Source organism: Tautonia marina, assembly GCF_009177065.1.
GTDB classification, from domain to species: domain Bacteria; phylum Planctomycetota; class Planctomycetia; order Isosphaerales; family Isosphaeraceae; genus Tautonia; species Tautonia marina.
The window spans coordinates 33976-46347 of sequence record NZ_WEZF01000031.1; the positions used below are offsets into that span (position 1 = coordinate 33976).

Here is a 12372-nt window from a genome sequence, read left to right on the forward strand (position 1 = left end):
GTGGCTTTCTACTTTCTGGACACCAGTGCTCTGGTCAAACGATACGTTCAGGAAACAGGAACTGCATGGTTGCAGTCATTTTGCCAGCCTGCGGCAGGCCATACGCTGTTTCTGGCCCGCATCACGCTCGCTGAGATGGTCGCCGCGATCACGCGACGGGAACGGGGCGGAAGCATCGCCCCTGCGGATGCCGCTATGGCTCTGGCTGATTTCCAGCTCGACTTCGCCCGGCAATACCTGCCAATGGAAATCACCGCCGCCCTGATCGTGCAGGCCGCACAGCTTGCCCGAACCCATGGCCTGCGCGGCTACGACGCCGTACAGCTGGCGGCTGCCCTCGAGGTTCACGCCCGAGTGCCGACGCTTACGCTAATCTCTGCCGATCAGGAACTCAACGCAGCCGCCACCGCATCAGGCATGTCTGTGGATGACCCGACCATGTATCCCTGACAGAGTCTACTTCCCCGCGGCCTTCGCGGCTGCTTCAACCCATCCACCAAAGCCCAGGAAGCCATTGTCGGCAACCCACCGATACGTCGGAAATAATTGCGACATAGGAACAAGAATGCTTCCCTGCTTGACCTTGATGTGATCGAAGGGATTCTGGCCTTGGTAATCTGTGCGGCCGTCCTGACCCTTAATTTCATGAACGTAGATACCGAACAGGCCGTTTCCACGTTCGTAGCTCTTCTCGATCTCGTACTTTACCCAGGGCCGTTGCCATGTCTCATAGCCAATGAGAACGGCGGTGACGGAAGTACCAACGAGCCCGTCGTCGATCATCCTTTTGATAGCCGTATCGCCTTTCTTTTTGGCCTCCTCCCAGAGCGACCTGTCCCAATAGCCTCGGTTCTCGATGTCGGCTTTCGACTTACCGTGGTTCCGGACGATACTGGCACGCCAGATGTCACGGTCGTAGTGAAAGCTGAAGAATACTTTTCTGGCCATGAAGGGCCCTCCTGATGAAGTTCCGGACGTTAACGCCTCACCCGTTTGATAATGGCGAAGATAGCTTCAATAATATCATCGTTTGAACTTTTTTCATTACCTAATACTTTGAAATTCGTTTTGATGCTGAACCCAGGATAATAGTCGTCGATGTTATCGTTTACGATGTTCCAGATTTCGCGGGACGCATGCCCTGTCGCACCAACGGGAATCGGATAGACCCCCAACTGCTTTGCAATTTCAAATTCCTGCATCACACCGCCCGCAAGCTCCGGCTTTCCCTCTCCATCCTGCTTGTTACCGCATAGGAAGATGGCAAAGCCAGCCTTCGAGAGCATGTCACGCCGGTATTTCTCCCAGAAATCCTGGACTGTCATACCGGCCGGAGCATTTCCTTGTGGGAATGGCCTTAGCACCAACCGGTCATCAGCGTGAGTCGTGTCGTCCCGATAAACGGCCTCCATGGAACCGACAATGACGAAGCTGCCAATCCCCAATCCAAACCCTGATATAAGATTATAACCGTTATTTATTATTTCTTCGCCTATTCGACGAGAGAGCTTTTCGATTTCCTCCTGACCGCGTGGCGCATAGTCGAAAGCGCTACCTGAGACGAAAATATCGTTCAGATGCACCCGCCGGTTCAGCTCCTTGAGAATGCCGGTAACCTCTGCATACTCATCCACGAGTATCGTTCTGATATTGTACCGGCCCAGGTCGTCGATTCGAAGCTGCTGCTTTCTTTGAGCGTATTCGTATTCCGCGAGTTGCTTTCCTCTGAGCCCTTTCCTTTTGGGCTCACGACGCATGATGCAGTAGTGGTCCCTGCCGGTACCGACCAAAACACGAATTCTACTAAGAATGTAATCAATATTAGGGTCAGTGAAACTGAATCCAAGAAACAGGAATGTCTTCGAAATTAAATCACTTTCAAGAACTTGTGTGAAAGCTTGCCGGGTCACATTGTACAGTTCGTAATCCTCTTTTGTGAGCACGGCGTTGTCAGGCGACGATACATCTCCGTGCATTTTGTAGATCATCGCATCAACGCGCCGCTTCAATGGAACGAGGTTTTTTGGGTCGGTTTTAACCTCGACTCGCTTTCTGGCGGCTTCGTAGGCATTTTCGATAAGCTTATCGTAATTCGTCGTCCAGACCGTGCGGATAGGAAGGTTCGCGATCAGCTTGTGGTTCTCCGTCTGCCGCACATCCTCAGTGTATTCCTCAACCAGTTTGCGATTCAAAGTCGCACGTGTCCGGCGTTTGTTCAGGTGATATTGAGCAATAGCTATAAGGTCATACTCAATATCGATGTCGAGGTGGAGATCGCTCGCAATCTCCCTCATCAACCCTTTCCAATCGACGAAACCGGCCGGCCGCGAGAGCCCTGCTCCGGCGAAAAGCGCAGCAGTTCCGTCCGTCAGAGACTTCACATAGTTATCATAAAATTCCGGAAGTCCAATTTCAGACATACTTTAAATCCCGTGCACTCATAGCGATTCTATTCAGCCATAATACCGTGCAATCGAGGATGCCGCCATAAGCGTCTTCTGCAGATTCCAGGAAGCTAGGTCACATTGCTTTACCACCCAACCCTCCGGGTCCACCAGCTCCCGCAACTCGTATCCGACGCCGATACGCTTCCGGGCGGTACCCCGCCGCCTGAGGCTCTGCCGCACCAGCCTCCGCGCTTCCGCTTCATCCCGGGCCAGATAGCGGATGGTGCGCCCCCTCGCCCCGATGCGGCCATAGGTCACGTCAACCAGCCAGGTGCCGAACAAGTCGGTGCCCGCTTCGAGCCGGTAAGCACGGTAGCGGCCGCGTGCCGGATCGCACGCTTCGAGGGTGGCGGCAAAGACGTTCATGGTCGGGTTCCCTCCCCTGCCCGGCAGCACGGCACCCCCTTCTCCTTTCGGTAAAGAAAACGAGGGTTTTCTTTACCGCAAGCCGGAGGCACCCTGCCCGATCGATTTTCCTTGCCTTTTGGTGTAAAGTAAGTCAGTCAGGAAATCAAGGTAAAGTTACGGCAGCTTGCGACGAGTTTCTTATCGATTTGCCGCGATTACATGGGATTTGGTTTATGAACATTGGCTACGCACGGGTTTCGACCCTGGAGCAGAACCTCGACCTCCAGCAGGATGCGCTGAAGGCGGCAGGGTGCGAGAAGATCATCGTCGACAGGATGAGCGGTACCCGCCGCGACCGCGCCGGCCTGGAGCAGGTGAGGGAGCAGCTCCGCAAAGGGGATGTGCTTGTGGTCTGGCGGCTCGACCGGCTTGGCCGGTCGCTCAAGCACCTCATCGAGCTGATGAGCGAGCTGGAGGAACAAGGGATCGGTTTCAGGAGCGTGACCGAAGCGATTGACACCACGACTCCCGGGGGAAAACTCATCTTCCACATCTTCGGGGCGCTTGCGGAATTCGAGCGGAACCTGATCCGGGAGCGGACCAAGGCCGGGCTGGAAGCGGCAAGGGCACGCGGCAGGCAGGGCGGCAGGCCGAAGAAGAAGGACGCGAAGCAGCGGGAACTGGCGGTTAGGCTCTACGAGGAAAAGAAACACGCGGTTAAGGAAATCTGTGCCATGCTCGGCATCAGCAAGCCGACGCTTTATGCGTATGTGCGGGAAAGTAGCCTTGTCCCGTGACGAGCCAGGCCGGGAGCCGGCGGAGCCAATCCAGAGGCATCCAAGCGGGCAGGGGAAATGTCCAGACAAATGGCGGCGGAGGCCTATTTTAACCTCGCTCCGAAGCTGGCGGAACTACGGGCGGAAGGGCTGTCGCTGCGGCAGATCGCCGGGTGGCTTAACGGTGAGGGGTATACGACACGGCGAGATATGCCGTGGAATCAGGTGCAGGTGAAGCGAGTGCTCGGGCGAGACATCTTGTATCAAATTAATACATATTTAAATGTTAAACGAAATTCAAAATTGCTGAAGTTCACAATGGTCGATCCGCTCCCCTTTTAGGGAGAGGAGTCACATTTGGAACTATACTATCTGTAATCTGATGAGAAACACCGCAGGATTCTTCTGGTGAAAGCTCGACTCGACTTGAGTCATTGCTACTGAATCCAGGATGATTATCAGTTTTGCCACCAAAAAGTTTTCTAGCAGCAATACTACCAATAATACCACCCGCAGCAAAACCAGCGAAGCCAATGGCCAAGGCGAGGTAAGAAGTAATGCCGATTCCGAGCATACCAAGGGTAAGAACTGCGCCCATACCTCCCACTACGGCCCCGAACATCATACCGGCGGATCCAAGAGCTTCAGCCCTCATGTTATGTTTAGTATTATTCATAATTGAATCTTAACCAGTTCTCCTCAAATTGTCAAGCAGCTGCGGATCGATCAGCAAAGGGTTAAGCGGCCTTGGAGAACGACCCTCGGCAGGTTGATGCTGGATCTGTTGCACAGCATCTGGATTCCAAATGCGTTCAAAACTGATTCCAAGGGATGAACCTCCAGGTATCGTAAATTCCTTGATCTTCCCTTGGCGTTCAATGACAAGGGAGACGGTATTTGAGGTTTTTCCACTTTCCACAGCGTCGGCAACACAATCGCAAGTATAATGCAAACAGTACAAATTATTTTTATTGTATTCTTTAATATAATCACCGGGTTCAATTCCAAGCCTTTCAGCAAGACTCCCGCTACGAATTGAAGTAACGATTGGTCTATAACTTTCGAAAGCTAGGAATCGGTAACAAAAAGTACTATCTTCACGGATGGCTTGACGCTCGGAATCAATATTATCTGCCCAGTGTCCTGGCAATACCGCCTGAGCGTAAGTCAGGATGCCCGCGAGATTGGGACCCCCTGTGTAGAATTCTTCGCGACGATCCATCGGATTCCAAGCGATCATGTCGCTCGAAACATACCAATCGCCATCCAATCCACGATGGACAGCCATGGTAGTGTATCGATTTGTGGTTATTTCGTGTGTTTGCATCAGGGCCGTCTGCCCTTGTGCAAGCTCGCTTCTTATGTAGGTGGTATTGGCTGCATGGGACTTGCCACTAATGTGGGCGGCTACATCCCTGAGACGCTTCAGATCTTTGCTTTGCTCTCCGAAATGAAGTTCATCTACTTTGTATAAATGATATTTAAATTCAAAATTTCCTATTTTGTAACATTCATTATCATTAAGATGTGCCTCAGAGTATGCTGCAGCAAAATCGTGATCGTAGTCCGTCTCCCGGCACTTGGTGAGCCTAGTGCTGCTCGTTCCAACCTCTGGACACGGGAGCCCGACCTTGAAGTCAACTTGACTGCCTGCGAGAATGCCATCAGTCCACAGCAACTTGCTGAAGCACGGATCTTCCTGTCCCTCGTTCCTGTTACATTTATACTCAAACATAATGTCAATGTCATGTATATCGTACATGCTATTGTTTTTGATGGTTGCAGTATCGTCACCAAGAATCGCGCGAGAAACATCAATTGAATGCTTCGGATAAACAATATGATAATATTCCATCACCCTCCAATATCTGGTTGCATGCATTCTTGGGTCATCGAACACCCAAGATGTGGTGGCAAACCCATGGTTGTAAGCGTGCTGAAGCCATTTTAATGAGCTATCCAAGTTTCCCCGTCTGGACATAACACACGAGTAAAAATACGCGAAATATTTGTCATTACGCATTTCTTCGAGTGCCTGGTTGGCGTAGCGAAGTGCCGATGCGTGGTCATCGACTGCCAAGTAACAAGACGCGAGTCCAAATCTTACATCAGGCAAGTGCTTGTTAGTAGAAGGGTTATCATCCAAATCGACGAGTGCCTGAAGAGCCGCTCGATTAATCCTAATTGCATCATCGCGAATGCCATCTCTCTGAAGAGTTCCCACCTCGCGAAATCTAATGCTAGCCGCTGAGGAGGCATAGGACGCTGCGACGGCGAGGAAGCCTGCACGAACTGAGTCGAATACCTCTGCGCTCGGAACAAGCGAGGCCGCACGTTCGCACTGTAAGGCTCGATGCATGCGCTGGTATGCAGATTCATCTTCATCGCTTCTGGACAGATCTCCAGCATCTGCCATCAATGCGAATGGGTTCTCCCACCGCATTTCCGAGTTAGGGGAGAAATGTAAGCGTTCCTGATAACCAGTGATCTTCTCCCAGCCAAATTGCTCTGCCAGCACTTTCGTCGACTCTTGAGTTCGAATATAATTTGAAGTAAATTTGTTGTTTAATCGCCTTGCCATGTTTTGAAGTGTTCTGCGTTTTTCTTCATCCATTTTCTCCAGGGCTACACGATTTGCGTTTGATTCCGCCAAGCCAGAGGCAACGCCTACAATGACTCCTCCCGTAAGTGCCAGTGCAGTGACCGGCGCTGCTGCCACTGCAGTCATACCAAAGACCGCAGCGGTGCCGACACCAACAGTTCCTGCCATTTTGATAAATGCAGTTGCTTCCATGCCGCGTCCAATTGCGTCAATAGCAATTGAAGTACCATCGTTTGGTTTATGCCCGGTAATATGTATAATCCCTGCCATATCTAAAAATGCATAATACTCGTTAATGAGGCTTTCGCATTCGCTATATAAAGTTATAATTTCTCTGTCGTATTTATCGATTGGTCTGGTGTGACCAATGATCCCACCTAGCAAGTTATAATTTCCCCTGAGCCAATCCTCGAGTACCACCGCATCTGCTTCGGATGAAGGCCAAGTTCTGTACATATGGTCCAAGAAATAGAGCATAAAACACGATTTGTATTCAATACTGTTTTTATCAATACTGTCTTTAGTTTGGACTGCAGTCGCCACGGGGAGAGCGGCATTCGCTGAGTGAGCGATGCAGAAGAACCCAGTGATAATGATCACAACCATCAGGGCAAAGTTAGGAACGAATTGGCGAAATATTTGCATCGCTGATATCTCGGGTGAGACATTTGCTGGCCTAGTGGAAAAAATATCAGCATCTGATACAATCTTAGCATCTTTTACATCTCGCCACTGCCTGCGGACTCCTGTGCATCGATTGTGATGGCATCGGGGGGCGGCGCTTCTTCCGGAGGCGACCCTCCATTCGAACAGCCGGCGAAAGAAACCATGAAAATTGATGCAATCACGCAATGGAACACCCGTGCCCAATTCATCGTCGTCTCCAAGAATAGATCGGAGGGAGTGCTCTCCCAATCACCGGATGTTTCGCGGCCAATGACCGGAAGTGCGGTTGATGCTACCGGGCTCCTATTCCTATAGTCGAGTCCTTTCTCTGCCTTCATTCCCCATTCTTGCCAGTTTTTCCCGGCTCCGGCAGCGCCCGCCGGCTCCGTACCCGAGGCTCTTGTGCCACCAGCGCCAACCCAGTACCGGGCACTGACTGAAGACTTCCGGCTCTTTGCCGAACGTCTCGGCTGGCCGCCTGGGAAGCGGTTCCCCAAAGCCCTGAAGGATCTGGGCGGCGGCGACAAAGCAATCGTTGCCCGCATGAAGGAAGGGGCAGCCGTCCCTGAGAAATACATCCGCGCTCTGGTCGGCCTCATGCGGAATGAATCAACCCTGAGCGCCTACTTCACGGCAAAGCGTCTTGGCGGGATCGAAACGCTGACCGACGATGACATCATCGAGCGGATTGCCGGCCCCCTGACGCCTGCGCCGGCCCCTCCGCCTGAGAGCGAAGACATCTTCGACAAAGGAATCGTCGGTATTGCCGAAGTCTTCAGCCGCTTCGTCGGCAAGTTGGTCCGGGAAGGTACGCTTTGCCGCGATGAGAAAGATGTGGCCACGGCCGTCGCCATGATCTTCGCAACGGTCGGACGTCATGTCACCCGCGACGCTGCCCTGGCGGATGCGGAAGCCATCACCGCGGCCGAGGCCATCATCGGACTCAGCCGCGATGCCTATCTCGAACGGGCGGTCGCCTGGTGGCGGAAAGCACACTGGTCCATGGCCTTCGCCGTCGTGAACCGTCAGCGGGTCGGATGCAGCTGCGTCCTCCCGCTTACCGACGATGCCTATGCGGCGGTCCGGGCAGGAAGACAGCTCGATTATGAACTCACGGCCGATGACCTGGCGGTCCCTTCGCGGTCATTCCTCCTTGAAGCCGAAGCCGAGCGCTCGGACGCAGACTATCCCCAGATTCGCAAGCGTACAGGCCGGCAGCTCCATACGCTGCTGTTGCAGGTGGCCAGGCTCTCCCTGCCTGAATCGCCGGTGCCCTACCTCGGATGCCCCATCCGCATCCTCAGCTTCGCCGGCACCCCGGTCAACAGGGCACGGCTCCTGAAGCTCGGCTTCCGCCCCACCGGCAACCGGCTGCCGGTCCACAACCTGGAAATCCTCGAACTCGATGACCAGGGAACCTCCTTCACCTCGCTCGCCATCGAAGGCTTGCGACGTAGAATCACCCTCGAAGGTGACGCGCGAATGTAGCCGGGTGCCCATGCGCCGGATGCACTTGCTCACAAAATTCTTAGTATATGGATGGAGATGACAGAGGACGGAGTTGCATAACTCGTACTATAGAAGTTTTCCCCGTTCCTCCGGTTCCCCCAGACTAACGGCGGTGATGGCAAACTCTCTGCCGGTTTGGCTGGGTCAGAGTACCGCAAACTGGTAAAGCTTCTGCCGGTTTTCGGGCTGACCATTTCATCCTGACCCTTGACCAGACGAATTCCACCCGTCGTCGCGGAACTCGTATTATGGAATAATTGGTTAATAAGTTTACATAGACACTCTGGTCAACCGGTGAACTGAGCCCACCAAACTGGAGCCAGACTCCCACGCTCCCTATGCTGCCACAAATTGTTTAACACTATGTTAACCGGGCGAGGGGAGCCTGAAGCTCAGGGTGACCGCCGCTTTGCCCACCCCCTACCGTAATCTGAGGGTGGTTTCTGCCACCCCCCTTCCGGCTGGCTTCGCCGGGTCTTCCGCAGCCGGTCATCTTCCGGCCGGGAGCAGGGCGCTAACCGTCTGTTCCATTAAGGGAATCTCTGAACAGCAGCGCCTGCGCGTCCACTACCGTAAAACGGGGGAGGTTTCGGGAGCGGCGCTACCGTAATCTGAGGGTGGAAACTACCGTAAAACGGGGGAGTGAAGTACCGTAATCTGAGGGTGGGAGTACCGTAAACTGAGGGTGGAACTACCGTAATCCGGGGGAGGTTTGCCGCCATAAAGCCTTTGTGGTTCAGCACCTTGGCCGCCGGAAACTATAAAACTTAGCTAAACTATGAAAACTACAACTAGGTGGCGGCACCCGAATTTCCCTGCTAAGCTGCTGGCCATCCAGTTAGTAGTTGCTTTTTAATTTCAATGAGTCATGGTTGCATGCATGAAGCCGATCCGGACCACAGAGCAGGAAACCTCACCCGTCCTCATGGGACGGGACGAGATGAATCTTGCCGAATTCCCGATCACGCTGCTTTCCGACCGTGCGCCCGAGGGCATGAAAACCCTCGTCTTCAAAGACCAGAACGGCACGCTCACCATCACCGGCAGCGACGCCTACGGCCTGCCCACCGCCGCCGACAGCGACGTTATCGTCGCGCTCATGTATCTCACCAAACGGCAGACCGGCTTCCGCCGCGACGGCGACAACTCCCGGCAAATCAAAGTCTATTTCACCCGCTACGAGCTCTTAAAGCTGCTCCGCTGGCCGGACACCAAGACCTATTACCGCCGGCTCGATGAATCCCTGACCCGCTGGCAGGGCGTGCAGCTGCTCTACGATCGCTGCTGGTACGACCGCCAGCACAACATCCACACCAGCGCCAAGATTCACATTCTCGAATCCGTTATCATCGTCGATAACGACGCCCGCAAGAAAGCGCGGGCGAGGGGGCAGACCGAGCTGCCGCTTTCCTTCTTCGTCTGGAACGGCATCTTCCTCGAGAGCTGCCTTGCAGGCAACCTCCGCGAGCTGAACCTCGATGAATATTTCGCGCTCAACAGCTCGATTTCGAAGCGGCTCTACCGCTTCCTCGGCAAGCGGTTCTACCTCCGGCCCGACTGGACCTTCGACCTGCATGAAATCGCCTTCGACCGGGTGGGCCTGAGCCGGAACTACAAAGACGCCTCCAAACTCCGCGAGAAACTCTCCGGTGCCATCGCGGAGCTGGAAGCCATCGGTTTCCTGAAGCCTCTTTCCCGCGAGCAGCGCTACCAGAAGCAGGCCCGCGGCAAGTGGACCATCCGCTTCGTCCACCAGGGCGGCAAACCGCTCGCCGCTCCCGCCGCCGAGCCCCCCCCTGCACCGCCGCCGGCCGCCGATCCGCTTCCGCCGCTGGCTCAGGAACTCATCGCCTGCGGTGTGACCGAAGCCACCGCACGCGAACTGGCAGGCCAGCATCCGGCGGAGCACATCGAGGCCAAGCTCGACATCCTCCGCTGGCTGACCGAACGCAAAGACAAGCGCGTCGCCAAAAGCCCGGGCGGCTACCTCGTGGAGTCCATCCGGCGGAATTATGCCACCCCGGCTGGCTACCAGCCGCCGGAAGAGCGACGCCGCATCGAGGAGAAGCAGAAGCTTCAGGCCCGCAAGGCCGAGGAGGAGCTGCGCCGCCGGCAGGAAACCCGGGAGCGTGAACTGGCGGAGAGCGACGCCGTCACCGCCTATCTGAAAGGGCTTTCTCCTGAGCAGCTCGAAGCCCACGACGCACGCTCACGCGAGGAAGCGCCGGAAGAGGACCTCGCGCTCGAACGCGGCAATCACGCCCTCGCCCGGCTGGCCCGCACCAACCGCCACCGGCAATATGCGCTTAAGCTCCTGAAAGAACAGGGCCGGCTGCCGTGATATTCGGTCTGGACGCAAAGCTGAAAGCGGGGTAAGAATGGTTCGAGCCTTACTTCAGGAGTTTCGCCCTAAGTGTATGGTAAACAACAAATTTAAGACAAATTGACCCGGCCAATCGCTATGCCAGCTACCACAATCGCCATGCTGAACAAGAAGGGGGGCGTTGGAAAAACATCCTCATGTTTTCACCTTGCCGGGGCCCTCGCGAAGCTGAAATACCGCGTCCTGCTCATCGACAACGACCCGCAGGGCTCGCTTAGCCGCGGATTCTTCGGCACCGAGGCGGTCGAATCGCTGCCCAAGGAAGCGACGCTTGCCGCGCTCTACGACGACGCGATACCGGCCGGGCCGGAGACGCTCATCGTCCAGACCGAATTTAAAAACATCGACATCGTGCCGACCTCGCAGGAATACGACCCGTACAACGTCAACCCGCCGCACACCGCCCCGTACGACTTCGAAGCGCTCCGGCATTTCGTTGCCGGCACCGACGGCTATGACTTCATCCTCATCGACTCGCCGCCCAACCTCTATTTCTGCAGCTGGACGGCGCTCCTTGCCGCCGACTACGCCATCGTTCCGGTGCAGACGGAAGATTTCGGGGTGCAGGGCCTCGTTGACGTGAATCACGTCGTGAAGGAAGCCGTCACCTATAACGGCGACCTGAAGATCCTCGGCTACCTGATTACGATGTACGACAAGCGGCGGGCCACCCACCGTGACTATGCCGGGGACCTGCGCGAAGCCTTCCCGAATGCCGTCTTCGAGCAGATGGTGCCGGATTCCGCCACCTTCACCGCTTCGCTCGTGCACCGTAAGCCGGTTTCCTTCTTCCGCCCGAAATCCGCAGCCGCGCTTGCCATGAAGGCACTCGCGGAAGAAATCATCGCCCGCACCAGCCGGGAGGCTGAAACGCCCGCCGAAAGGGTTACCGCTCATGGATGAGGTTAAGACCACCGCACGCGAGCAGGGCCAGGTCAACCGGCTGGAGTCGCTCGGCTCACGCAAAGCCGGCTCGGGGGATCTGTCCTTCCTCAAACAGCAGAAGCCGCCGCGAAAGCTCGAAGGCCGCCGGGCGCTCAGCAATGTGGCCGCCATCCGGCTCGACCGCATCACGCCGGACCCGAAGCAGCCGCGGAAGGAATTTGACCCGGAAGCGCTTCAACATCTCGCCGAGAGCATCAAAGAGCGGCAGCTCCAGCCCATCAACGTCCGCTGGGACGAGGGCCTTGAGCAGTACGTCATCATCAGCGGCGAGCGCCGCTACCGGGCCTGCCAGCTTGCCGAGCTGGAAACCATCGACTGCATGGTGCTCGATGGCGACCTCACCGAAAGCGACATCCGCCGCACGCAGCTCATCGAAAACTGCCTGCGCGAGGACTTAAAGCCGCTGGAGCGGGCCAGCGCCTTTCAGGAGCTGATGCGGCTCAACAGCTGGAACGCGAAGGAACTGGCCCAGTCGCTCAAAATCTCTGCCTCGACCGTCACCCAGGCCCTAAGCCTGCTGGAGCAGCCGGAGGAAGTGCGGCAGATGGTGGCCGAAGAGGCGCTTCCGGCCCGCACCGCCTACGAAATCCAGAAGCTGGAAGACCCGAAGAAGCAGGTGGCACTCGCCAATCGCGTGGTGAAGGAGAAGCTCACCCGCGACCAGACGGCCAAGGCCGTGCGCCAGCTCAAAGGCAA

12 protein-coding genes are annotated in these 12372 nt (G+C 55.6%); 7 read left to right on the plus strand and 5 right to left on the minus strand.

Going from position 1 to position 12372, the window contains the following annotated elements; all coding sequences use genetic code 11:
• Entirely contained in the window at positions 1 to 450 is a 450-nt protein-coding gene (locus GA615_RS25705; RefSeq protein ID WP_152054212.1) for a type II toxin-antitoxin system VapC family toxin, read from the plus strand.
• 6 nt (positions 451 to 456) lie between these two features.
• On the opposite strand, the gene GA615_RS25710 is transcribed toward GA615_RS25705, so the two are convergent.
• The 3 genes from GA615_RS25710 to GA615_RS25720 are packed head-to-tail and all read right to left on the minus strand — an operon-like array spanning position 457 to position 2813.
• Positions 457 to 948, minus strand: a complete 492-nt coding sequence (locus GA615_RS25710; protein WP_152054213.1) for a TIR domain-containing protein — start codon at positions 946 to 948, stop codon at positions 457 to 459.
• A gap of 29 nt (positions 949 to 977) precedes the next feature.
• Positions 978 to 2420 (minus strand): SIR2 family protein, encoded by a 1443-nt coding sequence (locus tag GA615_RS25715; protein WP_152054214.1) that lies wholly within the window; start codon positions 2418 to 2420, stop codon positions 978 to 980.
• 33 nt (positions 2421 to 2453) lie between these two features.
• Positions 2454 to 2813, minus strand: coding sequence for a WGR domain-containing protein (locus tag GA615_RS25720; RefSeq protein WP_152054215.1), 360 nt, complete (start codon positions 2811 to 2813; stop codon positions 2454 to 2456).
• Positions 2814 to 3028: 215 nt separating this feature from the next.
• Here GA615_RS25720 and GA615_RS25725 point away from each other — a divergent pair, with 215 nt between their 5' ends.
• On the plus strand, positions 3029 to 3592 hold the full coding sequence (locus tag GA615_RS25725) for a recombinase family protein (RefSeq protein WP_152054216.1): 564 nt from the start codon (positions 3029 to 3031) through the stop codon (positions 3590 to 3592).
• A gap of 69 nt (positions 3593 to 3661) precedes the next feature.
• Positions 3662 to 3913: a recombinase family protein gene (locus GA615_RS28790; protein WP_201750322.1), complete on the plus strand. Its 252-nt coding sequence runs from the start codon at positions 3662 to 3664 to the stop codon at positions 3911 to 3913.
• Here GA615_RS28790 and GA615_RS25735 read toward each other — a convergent pair.
• Both GA615_RS25735 and GA615_RS25740 read right to left on the minus strand, forming a co-directional pair.
• Positions 3885 to 4247: a hypothetical protein gene (locus GA615_RS25735; protein ID WP_152054218.1), complete on the minus strand. Its 363-nt coding sequence runs from the start codon at positions 4245 to 4247 to the stop codon at positions 3885 to 3887. The two genes, GA615_RS28790 and GA615_RS25735, sit on opposite strands and share 29 nt — an antisense overlap.
• A gap of 9 nt (positions 4248 to 4256) precedes the next feature.
• Entirely contained in the window at positions 4257 to 6818 is a 2562-nt protein-coding gene (locus tag GA615_RS25740; protein ID WP_152054219.1) for a hypothetical protein, read from the minus strand.
• A gap of 423 nt (positions 6819 to 7241) precedes the next feature.
• Here GA615_RS25740 and GA615_RS25745 point away from each other — a divergent pair, with 423 nt between their 5' ends.
• The 4 genes from GA615_RS25745 to GA615_RS25760 all read left to right on the plus strand — a co-directional run.
• On the plus strand, positions 7242 to 8327 hold the full coding sequence (locus GA615_RS25745) for a hypothetical protein (protein ID WP_152054220.1): 1086 nt from the start codon (positions 7242 to 7244) through the stop codon (positions 8325 to 8327).
• A gap of 961 nt (positions 8328 to 9288) precedes the next feature.
• Positions 9289 to 10689 carry a replication initiator protein A gene (locus tag GA615_RS25750; RefSeq protein ID WP_161602566.1) on the plus strand — a complete coding sequence of 467 codons (1401 nt, stop codon included), beginning with the start codon at positions 9289 to 9291 and terminating at the stop codon, positions 10687 to 10689.
• 141 nt (positions 10690 to 10830) lie between these two features.
• Positions 10831 to 11634 (plus strand): ParA family protein, encoded by an 804-nt coding sequence (locus tag GA615_RS25755; RefSeq protein WP_161602567.1) that lies wholly within the window; start codon positions 10831 to 10833, stop codon positions 11632 to 11634.
• On the plus strand, positions 11627 to 12372 hold a 746-nt coding region (locus tag GA615_RS25760; RefSeq protein ID WP_152054223.1), incomplete at its 3' end, for a ParB/RepB/Spo0J family partition protein. The genes GA615_RS25755 and GA615_RS25760, both read left to right, overlap by 8 nt.